Origin of the sequence: Photobacterium toruni (genome assembly GCF_024529955.1) — a bacterium.
In the GTDB taxonomy this organism is placed as follows: Bacteria; Pseudomonadota; Gammaproteobacteria; order Enterobacterales; family Vibrionaceae; genus Photobacterium; species Photobacterium toruni.
The window spans coordinates 1589274-1610367 of record NZ_AP024854.1 but is presented as its reverse complement, the minus strand read 5'-3'; the positions used below and the strand labels follow the sequence as shown (position 1 = coordinate 1610367).

Below are 21094 nucleotides of genomic sequence, written 5' to 3'. Positions count from 1 at the left end.
TTTTTGATCTAGCTATCAGCGTGGTCAATAAAAAGGGGATGCTATGGCATCCCTTTTTTGTTGATTATTATAAGGTGCCTTGTTTGCCTTGTTTGCCTTGTTTGCCTTGTTTGCCTTGTTTATCCTCACCTCCAGCACTTCCAGCACTTCCTTTTTCCAACGTCTTCTGCACTTAACCCTTGAGTCTCAATAGTGACTTATGGTCAACTAGCACCAAATAAAAAATATATAAAGAAAGAAGGTAATACATGGACGCTGAATTTTGGCATAGCCGTTGGGCTGAAGATCGTATTGGTTTTCACTTAACCGATGTTAATCCATTACTAATAAAATATTGGCCACAAGTTAATGCTCAACGTGATGATCGCGTATTAGTGCCAATGTGTGGTAAATCGGAAGACTTAGTATGGCTCGCTACACGTCATAACGATGTGGTTGGTATTGAGCTAAGTGATATCGCAGTGAAAGCTTTTTTTGCAGAGAATTTGTATACACCATTAGTAACAGGGATCGGCTGTGAGCATGTATATTCATTTGATGAAATAACCATTTATCAGGGTGATTATTTTACTGTTCCTGTCGCACCTGCTGACGTGATATATGATCGTGCAGCATTAGTCGCGATGCCACAATCAATGCGTGAACGTTATGTTGAACGTTTATTGCAGTTAATTAAACCCGGTGGGCGTATTTTATTAGTGACTTTAGATTATCCGCAATCACAAATGGATGGTCCTCCGTTTTCAGTGCCAAAGGCTGAAATAGCAGCGTTATTCAGTAAGTGTAAAATCACGCTATTAGAACGCGATGAAGCTGATGCAACTCATCCTCGCCGTCAACGTGGTGTTGAGCGTTTTGCTGAAGAAGTATGGTTAATTGAAGTTTAATAGACTGATCATCGTATAGATGAAAAACTCAAGGCGTCCATGTGACGCCTTGGTTGTCTTTATTGCACCGCTAAGGCTATAGAATGACCTTCACCTCGGCTGCTGTAGTAATGGCATCACTTACCGCTGTATCAATGTCATCACGGCGCGTAAGCGCAATCCCAAGTCGGCGGCGACCATTGCTTTCTGGCTTACCAAATAGTCTGATTTGTGTTTGTGGACGAGAGAGCGCCTCAGCTAAATTATCAAATCGAATATTGGTAGAAATACCGTCAGCAAGAATAACCGCAGAAGCTGATGCTCCATAGTGGGTAATTTGTTCAATAGGTAGTCCTAAGAAAGCACGAACATGTAGAGCAAATTCAGATAATTCTTGAGAGATTAGAGTTACCATTCCAGTATCGTGCGGGCGAGGAGATACCTCGCTAAACAGCACTGTATCGCCTTTAACAAACAATTCCACGCCAAAGAGGCCATAACCGCCTAATTCATTTACAACCTTCTTAGCAACGTCCTCAGCGGCTTTTAGAGCGGCAGCAGACATGTATTGTGGCTGCCATGATTCACGGTAGTCGCCATCTTGTTGGCGGTGACCAATTGGCGCACAAAAATGCACACCATCAACTGCACGTACAGTCAGTAGGGTAATTTCATAGTCAAAATCAACAAAGCCTTCCACAATGACCCGACCCGCACCCGCACGTCCGCCTTCTTGTGCATATTGCCACGCAGATTCAATGTCAGCGGCAGTTTTAATCACACTTTGACCTTTGCCGGATGAACTCATGATTGGCTTAACAACACATGGCATGCCAATGCGATGTACCGATGCTTCAAAATCTGCATATTGATCGGAAAATTCGTAAGGGGAGGTTGGAATGGCTAAGGCTTCAGCGGCTAGGCGACGAATACCTTCACGGTTCATAGTTAGTTTAGTCGCGTTAGCAGTTGGTACAATATTGACACCTTGGCCTTCCAGTTCAACAAGGGTATCAGTTGCAATTGCTTCAATTTCAGGCACAACAAAATGAGGTTTTTCAAGGGCAATAATACGTTTAAGTGCATCACCATCTAACATATCAATCACATGGCTACGATGGGCAACCTGCATTGCTGGGGCATTCTCATAACGATCAACAGCAATTACTTCAAGCCCAAGACGCTGACACTCAATAGCAACTTCTTTACCAAGCTCACCAGAGCCAAGCAGTAATACACGGGTTGCATCAGAACAAGTAGCTGTACCAAACATTGAAATTCCTTACGATTTATCATTTAAAGGTGAAATCTGTCGCTAATAATACCTTATTTTTATGTTTACGCAATCGTTTGCTTTGTGCGGGAATTTAATGGGAAATAAGAGACTATAAAAACATAAAGTAAAAAAAAACCGCTTATCATAAGCGGTTTAAACAGTTATTTTTTTCGGTTTTCCCAATGGGTAATAAAGGCAACCGAGAGAATAATAATTCCAGCCCCCAGCCATAATCTACCCGGTGGTGTCCAGCCAAAGACTAACCAACCACCTAATACGTTAAGTGGTAATTTTGCATGGTCAAACGGTTGTACAAAAGAAGCATCAGCCACAGCATAAGCCTTTGCAATTGCCCATTGTGCCAGTCCAGTTAATAAACCTGCAAGAAGTAATAACCACCAGCTAAAGCTCACTGTTGGCATCGTAAAATCAGGGGCAGCTAGAATAAGGTTAAATGGCGTCATTAAAATAAGTAGGTACATTACAATTGTTGTTGGTGATTCATGGCGAGATTGCTTCTTCACCATCAATGAATACGCCGCCCAGAAAAAGGCCGCTCCCACCGGTAACAATGTTGCAATGTTAAAATCTTCAGACCATGGTTCTAAGATGATCATCGCGCCAACAAAACCACCTAAGGTTGCCAGCCAACGCGCCTTACCGACTGTTTCTTTTAGAATTAACCCAGAGCCAATAGTGGCAAACAAAGGGGAAATCATTAGCAATGCAATACCTTGCCAAATAGGAACAGGGTAGGCTAATGCCCATAACCATAATTGAATACCAATAACCGCAAAAAACACCCGTAAGCAGTGTAACCAAAAGTGATTAGTTTTAAGCGATTGACGAATACCTAACGTGCGTAACCAAGGCAGCATTGCGATTAATGCAATAAAGTATTGGATCAACGCCACAGAGGTCGAAGGAACATGCATTTTGATACTAAGGTATTGAGCTAAGCTGTTTACTACGGCAAACGCTAGCCCTGCCGTAAGCATCCATGCTGCGCCCCGCAAAGGATTATGAGTTTGAGACATTGTCATTGCTTCTAATAATGAGGTGGCAAGATGATACGCTTTTGATGTTTGATAGCCAACATTGTTCAAGTTTAGATAATAAAAAACCGCCAGTAAGGCGGTCTCTTTTGTCTTTTATAATTAATTGCTGACTTAATAAGCAACATATGTAAGCTGAATGTCAGGGTTCAGTGCTTCTAATAATGCTTGTGTACGCGCTAATTGGCTGATCTTACTCTCAGCACTTTCTACTAATGCCGCTTCTGCAATTTCAGCTAATGAATAGTTAGACATATTCATATTAATTAATGCGACTTGTAATGGCGGTAAACTTGGGTTGAAAGCTGCATTTTCTGCATACATTCCCTCAAAGATACGACCATCTTGTGCTTTTAATGCTACACCGCTGAAATTTTTCGAGTAAGGTGCATGTGAACGGTTAGCCGCTTTACAAGCACTAATTGCCAATTCAGAGCTTTCTTCAATACAAATGCCATTATCAAAATCACTTAATAGACCGTCTTTAATCCCTAAATCTAAAGGACCAAATGAATCAGGTAAGTATTGTTGCAAGGTCATTGGTTCGCGTTGAGGGAGTTGGATAATCATGTCATTAGCCGATGTTAATTCATTCATGAACTGACGACAGTGACCGCAAGGGCTGTAATTAATAGTGACATCTTTAATGCCAACTTCACCTTTGATCCATGCGTGGCTAATAGCAGATTGTTCAGCATGAATAGTACAAGCCATACTTGCGTTTTCAAATTCCATGTTGGCACCAAAATAAAGGCGACCTGATGTGCCACGAACAATCGCACCGACATAGAAATTAGAAATAGGGACTACAGCATAAGAAGCAGCAATAGGAAGGAGAGCCAAGCGAAGTTCAGTGTCTGTCATCTGAGTTGTTGATAATAAAAATTCAAATTGCTCAGGACTGATAGTTGAATCGAAATCTGAAGCTTCAATAATAGGCTCTAAAGCTGACGCCAATTCTGCAGGTAATAAGCTTAATGCTTTTATAACACGTGCGTACATTGGGTGTTACTCCTTCATTGTTTATGGCAAAACATTCTATGTGAATCTCCATACTCTAAGAGTGATCTTGATCACATTATTTGTTTTGCCATTGCACCTATTACATTATTGAGAGTGGCGTCACACTTGTTTCTGAAACTAACAAGATATTATTTCAATAACTTATTGATATTTGACCATTTAGATTGTTTTTTGTTCACCTGTATTTACTGCTGTTAAGCATGCCCAAAAATACGTAATAAGAGAGGGAACATCAGTGGAGCCAATAGGGTTGTCATGATTCCACAAATAACCAATGCTAACGAACTAAACGCACCTTCTTGGTAATCTTCTTCTACAGCTTTAGCGGTACCTAATGCATGTGAGACCGTACCAATGGATAAGCCTTTTGCTAATGGGTGCTTTACACGAAATAGTTTCATGATCGGATAGCCTAATACCGCACCAAATAAACCAACAATAATAACCATGGCAGAAGTGATCGCAGGAATACCACCAATTTGTTGAGAAGCAGCCATTGCGAGTGGCGTAGTGATCGATTTAGGTAAAATACTGGCTGCAAGTTGCGCATCAGCACCCATAGAAAAAGCAATTGCAGTACCAAAGGTCATTGATAATACGCTACCAACAAAACAAGAGGTTAAAATCGTTTTCCACTTACTGCGAATTAGCCCAATTTGTTGATATAAAGGAAAAGCTAACGCGACAACAGCAGGACCTAATAAATAGTTAATCACTTCATTTTGAGCAAAATAGGTTTGGTAAGGTACTGCCAACCATCTTAATGCCACAATCATGACAATAAGCGTTATTAAAAGAGGGTTGAAAAAAGGATTTTTGATTTTCATTGCTAAATAACGCGCAGAATAAAAACAGACTAAAGTTGCCACTAACCAAATCATGAATTTTTCTCCTTATGGTGTACAGCTAAACCGATCACAATTAATACAATAGTGGTACTACCAAGTGTACTTGCAAAAATAATGGCAGCGTTATTTTCAATGATACCTAAGTAATTCATTAAACCGACACCAACAGGCACAAATAGTAGCGCCATGTGTTTAATTAATAAATTGCAGGTACTTTCAACCCATTCAGCACGGCAAACACCAGTAACAAGGCCAATAAAAAGGATAAATAAACCAATAATACTGCCAGGAACAGGTAACCTAGAAAAATGCTGAATAGCTTGTCCTAAAAAGAAACAAACCATAACGATGGCAAATGAGCGGATGTAATTCATGTGGACAATAACTCTTAAATGTTTCATTCATCATACAAATTACCATGACAATTGTCACACTAATTTTTCACGAGTAATGAACTATATTTGTTTTCGTTGATAAAACAAGCACTAATGATGCTTAGTTGTTAACTAATATCAATTAACCAGTAGCGTTAATGTAATTATTACGATAGCAAAAATGATTGCATAATTTAAATTTATCATCATAAGAAAAGGTTTTTTTGAATGATTTTGGGTAATATTTTTCCACGGAAGCACTTTTTTTAGTTTAGGCATTTCATTACGTACTGCTGCCGTGTTTGGTAATGACACGCGAAAGCCATAGCTAGGAATAATATAGATAGGTATTGCCATTTTTCCATTACGAAGTAATTTTTTAGATAGCGAGAGTAATAAAATATTAAGATCATAATGATGATCGCTGCTATCTTCGTATGCATTGGGGTAGGTAAAGGTATAACGATATACCGATTCTATACTGACAACTTCACCAGCAAGATAACAAAGCGAGGCTAAAAAACGAGATTCGTCATCAGTTAATAGGGTTTGTTGATTGTCATGCCATCGAAGTAATCTGTTTTCAGGAATAAAATCAATACCTTCAAATCGATAACATTTTATTGCTGTTTTGGTCGTCATCATGCCACCTATTTGTAAACTATTCGAATACAACCTCACTCGATAGCATTAAGTGTTGACGGAATTACGACAATCATCAAATAACGGGTCTTATTTATAATAAAAAAGCTCACCATAAATGAATATGATGAGCTTATAACATTATGTTTGTAGCGTTATGAATTACACTAATTTGCTAATGTAGTCATATAGCGACTTCATGATCTTCATTTTGTTTTCATTAGATTGACAATCAAGTGCTGCCGCTTCAAAGTTTTCCATGTATTTTTGCATGTTCTCTTCAAAGAAATCTTGGCAATGATGTTTCCAACGTTGTTGTTCTTGATAGGTAAGCGTTAGAGGGTAGTTACGCGCACGATAGCGGAACAATAGCGGCTTAATACGCTCGTCATCGACATTGATTTCCAAGGTTGCCAATGAATCAACTGCCGTTTCACGAATAATATCCATCGTAGAACGATCAGCGGTAGAGAAGAAACCATCATAAAGCATGGTATCAACGTTGCCGCTATTAGCGTATTCACGTTTAACACTAAACATTTCAAGTAACTTCGCACGAACTTCTGGGTGCTGCTTTAATAGTGCTAAATGTTTAAGACATAATTCGCGATCAATCCCTAATCGTGCCGCATCTTCAGCTTTAAGGGTTTTTGCAGGCGCAAGCACCGGACACTTATTTAAATGCACTTCTTTAATCGGGACGGGTAACTCATCAGGACCAAGATCGATACGCTTAGTGTATAAACGTTCACGCAGTTGATCAGCATTTAGCTCAATCAAAGGCGTTGGATCTTGAGCAAGGTTAATGCAGATCACCGCATTTTTATTGTCAGGGTGCCAAGCCATCGGCACAATCCAGCTGGTATTGCCGCACTCAGTACCGAACATACCTGATACATGCACAATAGGAGTCAGATCAACAATATCGATTAACTCTTGTAACTTGCGTTTATGGCGTAACTCAAATAAGTAATCAAATAGTTTAGGTTGGTTTTGCTTTAAAATCTTCGCCAGCTCAATAGTAGCGTACACATCTGCCATGGCATCATGGGCATTCGCGTGTTCAATCCCATTAGCGATAGAGAGCTTCTCAAGCTTAAAGCTCGGACGACCTTCATCATCTGTCGGCCAGTTAAGCCCATCAGGACGCAATGCATAACAAGTACGCATGATATCGAGTAAATCCCAACGAGAGTTACCATTTTGCCACGCCCAGCCATAAGGGTCATAAAAGTTACGGTATAACGTATACCGCGTCACTTCATCATCAAAGCGGACGTTGTTATAACCAATGACACAGGTATTAGGCTTTGATAGTTCAGCATGAATTTGAGCAATAAACTCAGGCTCAGATAAACCTTTCTCCATTGCTTCTTGTGGCGTAATACCTGTAATCAAACAGGCCTCAGGAGAGGGAAGGTAATCGGCTGGTGGCTTACAATAGATCACCAAAGGCTCACCGATAATGTTCATCTCCATATCGGTACGCACCCCTGCAAACTGGCAAGGGCGATCATTTGCTGGACTGGCACCAAAGGTTTCGTAATCAATCCAGTATAGTGTTGGCTCGTTTTTCTTGTTCATAGTATTTTCCAGAAGCCATGTGTGTTGTATTAAGTAATTGTTATAACTATGGCTTTTCGTGATATACTGTGTGTATATACAGTAGTTAATTCCAATTGAATTCAGTGTGGGATTTGCATTTGTGTCCTAATGTGTGTCCCTAAATCTGAGCCTGTGTCCTAATTTAAAGGAATAGCGTAATGAGCCTGACAGACCGACAACTTAATCTTATATCAAAGCAAGACACTTATGACGGTAAAGCTGAAATTAGTGATGGTGAAGGGCTCGTTGTCCGCATTACACCGCAAGCTAAAATCTATTTTGATTACCGTTGCCGCTTTAATAAAAAAAGCCTAAGAATTCGTATAGGTAAGTATCCCGTAACTAGCCTTAAAGAGGCAAGGCGAAAGCATAAATTAATGATGGAATTGAGAGAATCTGGTCGAAATCCCAACATTGCTTTAACGGGCGAGCTTGAATTTATCACTTTAGATGATTGTGTCGCGTACTGGCTAAAGCATTATGTTCCTCAATTAAAAGTGGGTACTCAGGCACTTTATCGCTCTTTTGCTAAGAATTACCTTATTGGTGCGTTCCCTGAACGTAATGTCGAAACCATTCCAGCTAGAGAGTGGATGCAATGGTTAGATACTATTAGCCTTGATAAACCCAAAACCGCTAATTCACTATTTACCAAGCTAAGAGCCTGTTTAAATTTCTGTAAGAGTAAGTTCATTATTGAAAAAACAGACTTAGACCGTATTAAACGACAACACGTAGGTAAAGCACCAGAAGTAGGAACCCGAGTACCAACGTTTTCAGAACTCAGCATGATTTGGTTGGCCATCGAACGCAGCCGCGCCAGCTCATCCAATAAGGCGTTGCATCAATTAACTATGTTGTGGGGTAGTCGTCTTTCAGAGTTACGCCTTGCGCGTCGGAGCCACTTTGATATGGAAGCGGGTATATGGACGGTACCGAAAGAGCTTAGTAAAACCAATACACCAATAAGACGCCCAATTCCAACTAAAGCAAGGGCGATACTCGAAAGGGTAATGGCAACTTATGATGATGTGCTTTTCCCAGGTGGTGATCTAGATAAGCCGATAACTATTTCAGCAGCTAACCGTTATATCCGCCGTATTAGAGATGGTCTACCCATTGAAGATTGGCGTACCCATGATTTTAGACGTTCACTATCCACTGGAGCATCAGAATTGGGTGTAATGCCGCATGTGGTTGAGAAAATGCTAGGCCATGAGCTTGGCGGGGTATTAGCTGTTTATAACAAACATGATTGGCTAAAAGACCAGTTAGAAGGGTATGAGTTGTATGCGGAGAAACTGGATAGTTATTTGAAGCCATTATACTAATTTTTTTATCTCACGATTTTTATATAAATAGACTCTATTTATATAGTTGGTTAAAATTATAGATATATTATATTTAATATGGTGTTGGCTATGGATAATACACAAAAAGAAAAATATTATTTAGCGATGCAAGAATTAAAAGAGGATATTTTTACAAAAGAGATTCTTCTACCTCTATTTAAGTCTATGAATTATGATCGAGTAGAATTCCATGGTGGTCCTAGTGAGCGTGGAAGGGATTTAATTGCTACGTCTATTTTGCCACCACCTAAGAAAAGTGAATATATATTATATATTCAAACAAAAAAATTAGATAAGAAGAAATCACTATGTCTAAATGAGTTATCGAGGCTTTGTCGGCAGATAAAACAGGCTCGATCAAAAGGCTTTACTAAAGGTTGTGGTAAGAAAATAAAACCTGATTATGTTTACATAGCTATACCAAATAAGCTGACACAGCGTTTTTTAGAAGAATTAGAAGATGAGTTGTGTGGTGATGATTATAAAGGTTGGTTAGAATTTTACGATTGTGTTGAAATATTGAGACATATTGAAGAATATTGTCCTTCAATATTAGAAAAATTAGAACCATTTGAAGATAAAATAGCCAATCCGAAAGGTGAAAATACAATTGATAGAAATCATGAATTATTAGGAGCACTTTGTTCTGTACGTGATTCTATAGATATTAGTAAATTTTATAGTGATTTATCTTTTTTTGTTGGATCAATTGATAGTAGAATTCTTGTTACATATAAAGTTAATGTTACAACAGAAAGTCTTAATATTTCAGGTAGTGAGCAATGGAGTTTAATTAAAGACGAAAGAAAAAAAATTATAGATTTAATTGGATTTGATATTTTTAAAGATGATTTAAAAGATATAGAAGATAAATATAATAATCATTATATTAGTTATATATCAGATAGTAACAGGTTAAATCAGACTGCCTATATTTCAGCATTTGACAATTTATCTTTTATCATTGAAGAATTTGATACTAATGCTTCAATGTTACTTGAACGATTAGATATTGAAAAACGTAAACAATCAAGATTTAATCATGATCATCTTGATAAAATAACAGATGAATTAAAAGATATTCGTTTAAATTTAAAAAATAAAAAATTAGAAGTAAAGTTGAAACATTATGACATTGATTATCTTTATTTAGATAAGACAACAACAGACTTGTTTATAAAAACTTTTTCTTTTTTTAGGAAACATATTAAAATAATAAAAGAACAGTGTTTTTATGTGGATTCGCTAGAGAAGAATATTATTACAGAACCTTATTATGATATATCTATAAGGTCTTTTGATCTAGAGAATGAAATTTCAGAACGAGTAGACCAATATGGACATTGTGTAAAATCACTTAATAGTGATGATCGTCCCAATATGGCAGAAATACGACGATTACTTGATTCTGTAGAAATTAGTCTTAAGTTCTTTGAATGTATTTATACGAAAGAATCTTTACTCAGTTCGATTGTTGAATTGAAAAAATTGGATAATTGCTCTGATAGAGTTTCAATATCAGCACATGATGTATTCTATACTGGTAAAGATATTGCTATTTATGGAGGTGCCGGTGTTGGAAAAACAACAACACTTGAAATGTTTTTTAAATATTATGAAGAGAACATTAATAAGAAAAAGGTAATATTTTGTAGTTTAAATCGAGTAATTCAAAAATTATCATCTTTAGGAATAGAAAAAAGGAAAAATAAAAATACAACACAAGAAGAACTAGATAAAGTCATATATTCAATTATACTTATATCTTATGGGTTCGATGTAAATATAGATACAATAAATAGAATAAAACAATATTTAGAAAAAGGTGTTGTTCTTATTTTTGATGGCCTTGATGAAATAGTTACTGAATATCCTATTGTTTTAGATGCTATGAATAAATTTAAAAACAGGCATCAAGACACTCAATGGATTATTTCGAGTAGAGATTGTGTCAGTTATTTAAAAGAAATAAATTTCTTAGGCATTACATTATTACCATTTACTCATCAGCAGTTAAAAAACTTTATTCTTGGTTGGTTTAATGGTGCTTCTGAAGGAATTAAATTATGGAATGATATTTCAGGAACAGTACTTCATGATAATCTATTAACTCCTTTAGTTGCTACAATTCTTTGCTCATTAGTCGAAAGAGGAATTAAGGCTCCTACAAATGAATCTGAAATTTATAGTGAGCGTTTGAGTCTTTTACTTGGAAAATATGATGCAAATAAGAATATTAGGCGACAAATTCAGGGTAGTGATGAATTATTAGTTTGTGCTAAAAATTTAGCATGGGCGATGCATTTTGATGGTATTCGTAATATAAAAGAAGATGATGCCATAAAAAAAATTATAAATAAAGTTGGATCAAAATATACAACCACTCTGATAAAAAATTGTGTAAGAGAATTAGAAGATCCATGTGCTGTTTTGGTTAGAGATAAGGTATCTGGTGAATTATCTTTTGGACACTTTAGATTCCAAGAGCATCTAGCATCATTAGAGTTGAAAGAAAATAGATCTATTGATTTTGGTTCAATTATTACTAAAGATTGGTGGCGAGGAGCATTTAGTTTATATGCTCAGAATTTAGATGATATAGAATCAATAATTGAAGATCTTACTAGAGGTTCTAAATTAATTCCAGTTGACGCATTTACAACATTATATGCAATGTCTAATGTTTTAAGCCCCATCAAGAAAAAAAATATGACATCACTTTTAGATCATCTTAAAAAAGATTTAAGTTATCTATATGATAATGATTATTATGACTATGAAGATTACAATACTGATTATTTTCATAATAATGAATCTAACTGGATGTCGGTATAATTATTATTTTTAATTATATTATCTATTGTTAAAACAAAGCGCTCTCTTATCAAGATCGCTTTGCTTTTAAAAACAATTTCCGAACTAATTTATATTATATTCCTCAACGGAAGACACTATTAACGATAATGTAATTGGCTTATTAAACCTGAATATTTATAGTCCTTGAAAAATCTGATTCAGATTTTAATCTACATAGGTATTGATAAAACTTAACCGCGTCCCATTGATTAGATAGTTCTTCATGATCAACAGTGAAGTGCTGAATGACATATTTAGCATTAGTGTCGTATAGCTGAGTTTTACAAATCCAATATGAATTAACTCATGGCTGTAGTTATTAAAATAAACTTTGAATGTGCAATTTATATATTGATGGCAACACCACGTTAATAATGCTTCTTGAATATCATCGAAGGAATCGTGTTCATAAATAACTAAGATTTTTTCATCTAATGAATGCTCATAGTTAATACTTGCCATAATTTATCCCTGATTGTTATTACCAAAACAAACAAAGCGATCTCTCACCAAGATCGCTTTGCTTCTAAAACCGCTTTCCAAACCGACTGGTATTATCTTTCCATTCTTCAACAGCAGAACGTAACCAACGTAATGGCATCAATGTAATTGGTTCAGGGAAGCCGCGTGTTTGTCGCCACTTATAAATGGTTGCTCGACTTGTGATTTGAAACATCTCTAAAACTTCAACGTGACTAATTAAAAGATGCGTTGATTGCTCATTAAGTTCAGCATAAGTTTTTGCTGGTGGCGGTGAATCTGGTAGTTGCTTTTGTTGTTTACTTTTATAATGTGACGGTGTCACTTTTAAGCTGTTTTCTGTGGTATATGAGATGTTTACAGTAGGGTAGCTGTTGTAATCGAACATGTTTGATTCCTTATTCGCATGTTGTACTAACAAAATTAGAAAGACGAACCCGATTCATGGTGTGCCAGCAACGGGCATCACCTTTAAATAAGCCTCCTGCCTTTAATTTTGCACATCCTTCCGGTAATGACTCACCACAATGTTGGCAAGTACCTAGTGATTGTTTGATTTGTTCCATCTCACCATGAATACGATGGATCATTAGTTGTAATGCTTCAGCGTTATCACAAGGTGTATTGGGATAAGAGAAGAATTTACAGATCTCATTTAGCCGTTCGATCTCCATATTATTTAATGGAAGAGGGAAACTGGTCACGCCATTGGTTTTGCGTTTATCTCTTAAACGTTGAGCGCGTTTACGTGCTTGTTCACGTTTTTTATCATTGGTAGTCATAAATCGAGATACGTTATAGAAAGTGAATAGCTTCATGAGCAAATTGCTCGACAAGTTCTTGGGTGATGTTGGTTTCAAGTGGATAAGATTTTGAGACACCCCAACCAGTTGTTGGATTTGGAATGATCAACAATTCCCAACATTCTTGCCAATCACTATTACGTGATTTCATGAGTTTTACTGAACCTTGAGAGGTATGAAATTGAGATGCCATAATTATCCTTACACACATATAGAGATTGCAAAGGTGGATTAAATGTACTGTTGGTGTACATATAAAGTACATCTGATTTATGTACTTTGCAAGTTCATTTTGGTGTTTGGGATAAAAACTCCCTATAGCATGTATGTCTAAGATATTTATTATAGGGAGTGGGGAATTATTGAGTATTTTATAAGATAGGACGAATGCTAGACATGATATTCAATAAATGAGTTATTGAATGTTTACCATTATTCTGGGGTATAGCTACCAATAACAACACCACAAATTTGGATGCCTTCTTCCATTATTGGTTGGTGCGATGGATTTAATGGTTTGAGATAAAGTTCATTAAATTCATTTATTGCTAGTTGTTTGAAGGTATGACCTTTTGCTGTACAAGCGATAACACGATTACCTGGTTCTGCTTGTTTTTCTGGATCAACAAAAATAATAGTGCCTTCTGGATAGCTTCGTCCAAAAGGTGCCGTCATTGAGTCTCCAACAACCCTTAAAGCGAATGTTTTACTGGATGCATGCTTGTTAGGGCAAAGAATAGTTTCACAATCATAAGGTAAGATTTGCGTTTCTGAATAGCAAAATGCACCAGCTTGAACCCAAGAGAGAATAGGAACTTCACGAGTATGAGTTATAGGTAAGATATTTAAATTATGTGAATTATCAACTGTAGGCTGAGTATCTAATCCAATTTCATCACTATCCCATTGATGATCTGTATCTAACCAACCACTTTGTTTTCCAAAACACTCTTCAATATGACGAGCCATTTTTGAACCAATGTTTGTTGTTGGTCTTTTACCTATGATTCTGCTGATTTGAGTTGCGGAACGATCTAATTTATCAGCAAACACAGCATTACCCCCAATCAACTTTGATAGGTAACGGGCGTTCTCTAGGCGTATTTCTTCTACTTTTTTCATAAGTTCTACAATAAACATATGTACATTCATTGTACATGACGTTGACTGTACATTTTTGTGAGCGTATTATGTACCTAGGAGGTACATTTTATGTTTATAGATTATTGGAAATCACTTTCATCTACTGAAAAAAAAGAATTAGCTCAAGTCGTTAACTCTAAAGTTTCTTACCTGCGGCATGTTGCCAATGGACGGCATGTTGCAGGAATCGTATTAGCGAAAAAGCTACATGATGCCACTGAAGGCATTATTGATAAGCATAAGTTACGACCTGATTTTTTTATTCATTAGTAATTATATATACGAATGAAAATATTGGATGAGTTTAGTCATTCTGGTTATTTATACAGTTAAGGAAAACCCGCATGTCAATTCAGAGCCTAAAAAGCGTTATGCGTAACGCTGTTGAGGGATGGCGTACTGAAGTCAGTAAAGAGTTCATTGCTCAAAAAGTTGCCCGTCAATATCACAACATGGATTTACCGTTTGAAGTTGATGCACAACGCAAGCAATTGCTTAAACCGGTAGGGGCTGATGATAAGAACAACCAACAAAACTTTTTCCGTTATTTAGAACGAACCAGTATTGAAGCCAAAGCCACCATGATGGATTTGTTACCGGCTATTTTGGTTGCCTTACCTAAACAGCGAGCTTCTGATGCGCTCAATGCGTTTTTAAATCCACTTGGGTTTTCCGTAGCAGTAATAGGAACGGGGAGTGAAACACCTAAACGTGATCAGCTACTGGCGATGTTTAACAAAGAGTCATCCGAAGCATTGTCATCGTTATTGTTGCTACCTGATAACGCCACCGTAGAACAGCTTCGTGCTGCTTACCGTGAAGTACAAGAAAGTGAAGGCTCTCATAAACCTTTACTGGGGTATTTAGAAACCTTAATGACAGCTAAAAACCACAAGGTTGGCAGCCATGAATAATTGTTATCAAGCTATCAATATTACATCAATACAGGTACGGGGGCGGTATGTCAGGGTTATTTAACGCAATACGCGAGCTATCAGGTAACGAAGCTAATATCAGTATTCCGCGTGTTTACATTCGTTTTTGTAACGGTGATTTAAACCAAGCTGCAGTGCTATCTCAGTTAGTGTTTTGGTCAGGTCGTACAACCAGAACAGATGGTTGGTTCTATAAGCGTCATGAGCAATTGGCGGATGAATTAGGCTTCTCTGTCGACCAAGTTCGCTATGCATTGAAGAAGCTAAAAACACGTTTAAATGATTGCCTAGAAACAGCCCGTAAGAAGGCAAATGGTGTACCGACAGTGCACTACAAATTCAATGAATCAAAGCTAATGGAAATCATTTTTTTTAGTCAATATTCCGATTCGGTAAATTTACCGAATGGAAACGGGAATATTACCGAATCCATTCGGGGATCTCACCGAAACCTAGGAAACGGGAAAATTACCGAATCCATTAACAGATCCAATACAGATCCGATAAAACAGATCAATAACCCTGTAGTCCCTTGCAAGGATGCTTATCAAGATTCTCAAATCACTGAGCAATCACAACCAGCACCACAGGAACGTAACACCAAGCCAGTTCGTGTTCAGCGCAAATTGAAAACTGAACTGGCAGATGATTTCACCATCACCGAGTCGATGCAGCAGTGGTACTCAGCACAAGGTTTTACAGTCGATGCACAAGCGGCAACGTGTCAGTGGGCAGATGCGATGAAAGCCCGTGATTGTAAATATTTAGATTGGGTAGCTGCTTGGCGTAATGGCATGCGCAATGCCAACAAGTGGGCAGCAGAGCGTACTAACAAACAAATCTCAGCCACACAACGAATGGGTGCCAGCGATGGCAAATATGGTCCACCGGAGGATTATCGATGAACATCATGCAACGTTTAGCGCAAACCATGCCAGCCCATGTGAAGCCATACACGTACGAGCAAATGCAAGCCATCCGTCAGCGTGAAGCCGATGTGGTCGCTAAGAATCTTTATGAGCAAAACCAACAAACGCGAGTGTCAAAAGCATTAGGGCGCTCAGGTATCAAGAAGCGTCACCAACACTGCAGCTTTGATAACTTCGTGATTCAGAATGCAGGCCAGCAACATGCGTTTAATGAATCAAAAACGTTTGTCGATAATTTACTGAATGATCGTGCGTGTGGTGGTTTTATCTTTGCGGGTACATCAGGTACAGGTAAAAACCACTTAGCGTGTGCGATTGCCAATCAAGCACTTCAGCAACGCCGATCTGTCGTGGTGATCACCGTTGCCGAATTGATGCTTAAATTTCGTGATACTTACCGTCAAGACTCAGCGACCAGTGAAACAGCACTGATTCGTTTTCTGAGTAATGTCGATTTGCTGGTGATAGATGAATTGGGCGTTCAGCACAACAGCAATAACGAGCGAGTAATGATAAACCGCATCATTGATGAACGTTATACCCTAGAAAAACCAACAGGGGTGATTACCAACCTTCAGAGTGATGAACTTATAACAACCTTAGGCCGCGCAGCTGTCGACCGCATTATGGAAGACGGTAAGTGGGTAACGTTTAATTGGTCAAGTTTTAGAATTAACAAAGGAACACAATCAGCATGAGAATCGAAACCCTATTGAGTAAATTTGCGATTAAAGGGATTAATTACGATCCTCAGTCTGGTGGTGGTAAAGCGTTATTGTCTGCAGAAGAACAATTGGCGGTAGTGGGGCTATGTTGGCATGAATCGCCAGTAGGGTGGTTGGTACTGTTTGTTGAAGGGCTAAGAGATGTTCATGCACTTAAACAGCTACAAATAGCGACTAGGGGTGAAACATTACGATTAATGGAAGATTGGCGCGGGGTTTACCCTGAAAAGGCGTTAACAGCGTTATGTGCGACGGCAATTGCTGAAGCGACTCAACTGAATGGGCAAGTATGTCCAGAGTGTAATGGCGCAGGAAAAGTGCTTTCAAAGTGTAGCCATCAACGTAAATGTCAATGCTGTAAAAACGGACGTATTGAATGGACACAGGAAACTCGTTTTTCTTATTTTGCTCAAGTTCTGCCTGTTACGTATAGTCGGTTTAAAAGTTATAACACTATTTTGAATTTATTAGTTCTATGGTTAGTTAAGAATAGGGACACGGCTGTAAGGGCGATGGAAGAACAGATAGAAATGGAGGTTGTTGAGTTTATATAATAAAGAGTTCTTTATAAATAGATATGTAACTTATATTATTTGTTTTTTAAATTAAAACTTTCATTAATTATAATGATTAGTTTATATTTTGACATGTAAAATAATTATTTAAAAAAAGTATTACAAGTGAAGTAATACTTTTTTATTTATGTAATAAATAGTTTAAGTTTTGCTAGTGTGTGGTTTTTGTTTAGATTATATTTATTACATTGTTTTTGTGTTTATTAACGTTATATTTTTTTTAGGATAAGAAATTTTTTAGTAATAGTTATTAATTAAGTAGATGAATATAGAACCTTTAAAGATGATGGCGGTGTTACAAGATGATTTAACTAGTTGTTTTATTGTGTATCCTAGTGTTTATTATTTGTAACAATCTTTTGTAAAGCATGACGTTGAAACGTGATAGTTATCACAATGATAATCTATCTTTCCAATATTAGAACTATTATTGTCTATAATTCATTCGATAAATGTAAGCGCATTTATTTTTTTGTAGACAAAACTCCCTCATATAATGCATTATACTGCATATTATAGGGATTTAATGTTAGATTAACTAGGTAGAAATAAGATGAAAAATATAGAAAAAGTAAAACTATATATATTATCTTTAGCTATTCTTTTTTTTATTGTTATTATTATGACATTTAAAATACCTAAAGAATCATTTCCTATATGTGATTTTTCTAATAGTAAAACATTAGTTTGCTTTGAAAATTATTTTGAATATCTCAAGGCTTTAATTAAATGTAATCTACTTCCAAGTCTAATGGTTATCTTATTAATTGTATGTGTAAAGATTAAAAAAGATTTTAATTATATGTTGAGTGGTGGTGCTGGAGCATCTATTCGTGTTTGCGAAGTCAAAAGTGAAGATTATGAGCATTTAACATTTTTGGCTACTTATATAATTCCTTTTTTTGGTTTTACATTTAACGAACCTCAAAAATTATTAGCTTATTTTGTGTTATTGATTGTTATTGGATTTATTTTTGTTAGAACAGACAAGTATTATGCTAATCCAACATTAGCTTTATTTGGATTTAAGTTATATAAGGCAAATTTATCTGATCAAAATAGAATTTATGAATCAGTAATAATTATATCGAAAGATATTATTGAACCGAATACGTCTATTAGATATAAATTAATATCTGATAATGTTTTTTTTGCTAAGAAAATATGAGATGGTTAGAGATGGTAGTATTTAAAGATTCTTTTGCTGATTTTGTTGATAATTGTGATGGAGTTAAAGTTTATTTTGTTAATGATGCTAATGAAATTAAAGACTCAGATATCGACAATAATGCTTTAGAGAATTTTAGAGAAAGTTTTTGTAAGAGTCTAAGAAATAAGTACACAGAAAGTGATAATTTTAGTTTAATTAAACTATCAAATTATGATGAAAGGGATAATTCATTATTTCAATATGATTTTGATGAAGCAGACAAGCCATTTGAATTCGGTTTAACAGAACAAGCGCTAAAATTTGACATTACTAAACCTGTCGAATTGTATAAGGTTAAAAATGACAAATTAAATAATATTAAATCAAGTATTGTAGTACTGACAAACTCTAAAACTGATTTTTCAATAGCTTTCTTTCAGCATGTATTTCCTGTGTCTCTTTTAGGTCCAGATAAAGGCTTATTGAATTTAACTACACATAAAACAAGAGTAGTTAAATTAGAATGTGATGTTTTGAAAATTAATGCTAACTTTGTTTTTATGCAAATTAAAGATGATTTTTTCGTTGAGAATGTAAAGGTTTTTGAAAATAGTTTACATTTTAAAAAAGTTATTCATAGTCGAGCTAAAAATTACGCTGCAAAAATCGTAGCATTAGGCTTAATTGAAGATCCAACTAAATTTAATGAACGGATTGATGCGGAAACGGCTTTTGCGCGGAAAGTAGTAAAAGCATACAAAAATTCAGTTGTTATTAGAGAAAAAATACCGAATCAAGACATTGTAGAGTTTGTAGAAAAGAGAGAATACTATTCATCTCATTTAAAAGCTGCAGATGATCGCTTAAGTTTCAAATTAGATAGTATTGGTAAATGCAAGAAATTCTTAGAATTATTAGATGATGATTTTCTTAAATCGGAATTGACAAATAGACATTATCTAGCAAGAAGTAAAGATTTAGTGAATGCTTAGATATTAATTGACTTTTACAATAATTTGCCGTCTAATTCTCATATTGCAGAACCTCACCTACTCGGTGGGGTTTTGTCGTTTTAGGATTCCATTAAATCCATAACCGTCCTTTGAGGCGGTTTTTTTATGTCTGAAATTCGCCTATGAGAGAGAAAGTTATTAGCTGGTTTGCCTACCTTTGGGCAGGTTTAACTGGTGTAGCCTCTGGTCTTTCCATGAACGAAATAGGGGTGCTCATCTCTATTTTTGCCACCGTATTTACCGCGTTTATTAACTGGTTTTATCGACATCGAACCCTCAAAGCCCTGCAAAACCATCCAGAGGTGAAGAAAATCTATGAGCAAATTGAAGAAGACTAGTGGCGTTATTGGCTGCTTGGTCGCCAGTGTGTTGGCGGTTGTAGCTGGTACCGATCACGATTTAAAAACCACCCCTGATGGATTAGCGTTTATCAGTAATTTAGAGGGGTGTTCCTCATCCGCTTATCAATGCAGTGCCGACCGTTGGACTGCAGGGTTAGGCCATACCACAGGAGTAAAACAAGGCGACAAAGCAACCACCGAAACCATTGCTGATTGGTACATTGAAGATATCAGTGCGGCGGAAAAGGTGGTTGATAGGCAAGTGACATTAGCTGCTGGCCCTCAATACGATATGGCAGTGTCATTCGTGTTTAACCTCGGAGCTGGCAACTTTCGCAGTTCTACCTATCTCAAGAAGCTTAAAGCAGGGCAGTTAACCGCAGCTTGTAATGAGTTTCCACGGTGGGTATTTGTGAATGGTAAAGATTGCCGACTTGATAGCAGTCACTGTGCTGGTATCGTTAAACGCCGTTTAGCAGAGCAAAAGGTTTGCTTGTATGGCTATCAGTAAGCTCAAGCTCATCGGGGGTGTTGGTGTATTAACGGCATTATCGATATTGGCGTGGACGTATTCACAGACAGTGCAAAAGCTGGAAGCGGCTCAAGCACTGGTTGTGGAACAACAAACCCAATCAAAGCAGTTAGTGGACGTTAATCAGTCGATGCAATCTACCATTACCCGTTTAGAGCAAGCATCCCACCAAGAACGATTAGCCGCTGAACATAACGAACGTCAACGTCAGCAATGGCAACAACGGGCGTTAAAAGCACAACGTCAAATCGATAAGGATATTGCTCATGAAAAGTGTGCTGATTTGCCTATCCCTAACGCTAGTCAGTGGTTGTACTACACCAAGTCCGCAAGTGGTGACTCAATACAACATTGAATACATCAAACCACCTGCAGCGTATTTGATTAGTTGCAAACAACCTTTCCATAAACCGCCCATGACTTGGGGTGAAGCCGCTAAGCGTGATCCAGTATGGTTACACCATTTCTCGCTGTGTGCGGCACAAATTGAAAACCTACGCCGTTGTTATAACGACCCAACACACTGTGCGGCGTTACCCATTACAGAGGGAGAGCCATAACTACGATTGAG

The 21094-nt window shown here is 37.0% G+C and carries 26 protein-coding genes; 14 read left to right on the top strand and 12 right to left on the bottom strand.

What is annotated here, in order from left to right:
- The first annotated feature begins 248 nt into the window (after positions 1–248).
- Positions 249–887, top strand: coding sequence for a thiopurine S-methyltransferase (locus OC457_RS07610; RefSeq protein WP_080176384.1), 639 nt, complete (start codon positions 249–251; stop codon positions 885–887).
- Positions 888–963: 76 nt separating this feature from the next.
- On the opposite strand, the gene purT is transcribed toward OC457_RS07610, so the two are convergent.
- From purT to sbcB, 7 genes are all read right to left on the bottom strand, one after another.
- Positions 964–2139, bottom strand: coding sequence for a formate-dependent phosphoribosylglycinamide formyltransferase (purT, locus tag OC457_RS07605; RefSeq protein ID WP_080176385.1), 1176 nt, complete (start codon positions 2137–2139; stop codon positions 964–966).
- Between the two features lie 164 nt (positions 2140–2303).
- A complete protein-coding gene (locus tag OC457_RS07600; RefSeq protein WP_080176401.1) occupies positions 2304–3179 on the bottom strand; it encodes a DMT family transporter in 876 nt (291 codons plus the stop codon).
- 132 nt (positions 3180–3311) lie between these two features.
- On the bottom strand, positions 3312–4199 hold the full coding sequence (cdd, locus tag OC457_RS07595) for a cytidine deaminase (RefSeq protein ID WP_080176386.1): 888 nt from the start codon (positions 4197–4199) through the stop codon (positions 3312–3314).
- A gap of 215 nt (positions 4200–4414) precedes the next feature.
- Positions 4415–5101, bottom strand: a complete 687-nt coding sequence (locus OC457_RS07590) for a CidB/LrgB family autolysis modulator (protein ID WP_080176387.1) — start codon at positions 5099–5101, stop codon at positions 4415–4417.
- Positions 5098–5442 carry a CidA/LrgA family protein gene (locus OC457_RS07585; RefSeq protein ID WP_080176388.1) on the bottom strand — a complete coding sequence of 115 codons (345 nt, stop codon included), beginning with the start codon at positions 5440–5442 and terminating at the stop codon, positions 5098–5100. Before OC457_RS07585 ends, OC457_RS07590 begins: the two co-directional genes overlap by 4 nt.
- Positions 5443–5580: 138 nt before the next feature.
- On the bottom strand, positions 5581–6087 hold the full coding sequence (locus tag OC457_RS07580; RefSeq protein WP_256382836.1) for a hypothetical protein: 507 nt from the start codon (positions 6085–6087) through the stop codon (positions 5581–5583).
- Between the two features lie 159 nt (positions 6088–6246).
- Positions 6247–7668: an exodeoxyribonuclease I gene (sbcB, locus tag OC457_RS07575; protein WP_080176390.1), complete on the bottom strand. Its 1422-nt coding sequence runs from the start codon at positions 7666–7668 to the stop codon at positions 6247–6249.
- Between the two features lie 179 nt (positions 7669–7847).
- On the opposite strand from sbcB, the gene OC457_RS07570 reads away from it, so the two are divergent.
- Both OC457_RS07570 and OC457_RS07565 read left to right on the top strand, forming a co-directional pair.
- Positions 7848–9020, top strand: a complete 1173-nt coding sequence (locus OC457_RS07570; RefSeq protein ID WP_080176391.1) for a tyrosine-type recombinase/integrase — start codon at positions 7848–7850, stop codon at positions 9018–9020.
- A 90-nt stretch (positions 9021–9110) separates the two neighbouring features.
- Positions 9111–11876, top strand: coding sequence for an NACHT domain-containing protein (locus tag OC457_RS07565; protein WP_080176392.1), 2766 nt, complete (start codon positions 9111–9113; stop codon positions 11874–11876).
- 186 nt (positions 11877–12062) lie between these two features.
- Here OC457_RS07565 and OC457_RS07560 read toward each other — a convergent pair whose 3' ends face one another.
- From OC457_RS07560 to OC457_RS07540, 5 genes are all read right to left on the bottom strand, one after another.
- Positions 12063–12359 carry a hypothetical protein gene (locus tag OC457_RS07560; RefSeq protein ID WP_080176393.1) on the bottom strand — a complete coding sequence of 99 codons (297 nt, stop codon included), beginning with the start codon at positions 12357–12359 and terminating at the stop codon, positions 12063–12065.
- A gap of 64 nt (positions 12360–12423) precedes the next feature.
- Entirely contained in the window at positions 12424–12765 is a 342-nt protein-coding gene (locus OC457_RS07555; RefSeq protein ID WP_080176394.1) for a helix-turn-helix transcriptional regulator, read from the bottom strand.
- Between the two features lie 10 nt (positions 12766–12775).
- Entirely contained in the window at positions 12776–13159 is a 384-nt protein-coding gene (locus tag OC457_RS07550; protein ID WP_080176395.1) for a hypothetical protein, read from the bottom strand.
- Positions 13160–13172: 13 nt separating this feature from the next.
- Positions 13173–13373, bottom strand: a complete 201-nt coding sequence (locus tag OC457_RS07545; protein WP_080176396.1) for a hypothetical protein — start codon at positions 13371–13373, stop codon at positions 13173–13175.
- 239 nt (positions 13374–13612) lie between these two features.
- Positions 13613–14302 carry a LexA family protein gene (locus tag OC457_RS07540; protein ID WP_159447890.1) on the bottom strand — a complete coding sequence of 230 codons (690 nt, stop codon included), beginning with the start codon at positions 14300–14302 and terminating at the stop codon, positions 13613–13615.
- A 90-nt stretch (positions 14303–14392) separates the two neighbouring features.
- Between OC457_RS07540 and OC457_RS07535 the strand changes: the two genes are divergently transcribed.
- The 11 genes from OC457_RS07535 to lysC all read left to right on the top strand — a co-directional run bounded on the left by OC457_RS07535 (position 14393) and on the right by lysC (position 21083).
- Positions 14393–14593: a hypothetical protein gene (locus OC457_RS07535; RefSeq protein WP_080176398.1), complete on the top strand. Its 201-nt coding sequence runs from the start codon at positions 14393–14395 to the stop codon at positions 14591–14593.
- Positions 14594–14667: 74 nt separating this feature from the next.
- A complete protein-coding gene (locus tag OC457_RS07530; RefSeq protein WP_060999128.1) occupies positions 14668–15237 on the top strand; it encodes a toxin YdaT family protein in 570 nt (189 codons plus the stop codon).
- Positions 15238–15284: 47 nt separating this feature from the next.
- Positions 15285–16163: a hypothetical protein gene (locus OC457_RS07525; RefSeq protein ID WP_262054050.1), complete on the top strand. Its 879-nt coding sequence runs from the start codon at positions 15285–15287 to the stop codon at positions 16161–16163.
- Positions 16160–16885: an ATP-binding protein gene (locus OC457_RS07520; RefSeq protein WP_262054049.1), complete on the top strand. Its 726-nt coding sequence runs from the start codon at positions 16160–16162 to the stop codon at positions 16883–16885. Before OC457_RS07525 ends, OC457_RS07520 begins: the two co-directional genes overlap by 4 nt.
- Entirely contained in the window at positions 16882–17466 is a 585-nt protein-coding gene (locus OC457_RS07515; RefSeq protein ID WP_080176604.1) for a hypothetical protein, read from the top strand. The genes OC457_RS07520 and OC457_RS07515 overlap by 4 nt, the downstream gene beginning before the upstream one ends.
- A 574-nt stretch (positions 17467–18040) precedes the next feature.
- Positions 18041–18655 carry an anti-phage protein KwaA gene (kwaA, locus tag OC457_RS07510; protein WP_080176603.1) on the top strand — a complete coding sequence of 205 codons (615 nt, stop codon included), beginning with the start codon at positions 18041–18043 and terminating at the stop codon, positions 18653–18655.
- On the top strand, positions 18652–19629 hold the full coding sequence (gene kwaB / locus OC457_RS07505; RefSeq protein ID WP_235867018.1) for an anti-phage protein KwaB: 978 nt from the start codon (positions 18652–18654) through the stop codon (positions 19627–19629). Before kwaA ends, kwaB begins: the two co-directional genes overlap by 4 nt.
- A gap of 143 nt (positions 19630–19772) precedes the next feature.
- Positions 19773–19988 (top strand): HP1 family phage holin, encoded by a 216-nt coding sequence (locus tag OC457_RS07500; protein WP_036794948.1) that lies wholly within the window; start codon positions 19773–19775, stop codon positions 19986–19988.
- Positions 19966–20502, top strand: a complete 537-nt coding sequence (locus OC457_RS07495; RefSeq protein WP_065176861.1) for a lysozyme — start codon at positions 19966–19968, stop codon at positions 20500–20502. Before OC457_RS07500 ends, OC457_RS07495 begins: the two co-directional genes overlap by 23 nt.
- Positions 20489–20878 carry a hypothetical protein gene (locus OC457_RS07490; protein WP_080176557.1) on the top strand — a complete coding sequence of 130 codons (390 nt, stop codon included), beginning with the start codon at positions 20489–20491 and terminating at the stop codon, positions 20876–20878. The genes OC457_RS07495 and OC457_RS07490 overlap by 14 nt, the downstream gene beginning before the upstream one ends.
- Positions 20859–21083 (top strand): Rz1-like lysis system protein LysC, encoded by a 225-nt coding sequence (gene lysC / locus OC457_RS07485; RefSeq protein ID WP_235867013.1) that lies wholly within the window; start codon positions 20859–20861, stop codon positions 21081–21083. Before OC457_RS07490 ends, lysC begins: the two co-directional genes overlap by 20 nt.
- Positions 21084–21094 lie beyond the last annotated feature (11 nt).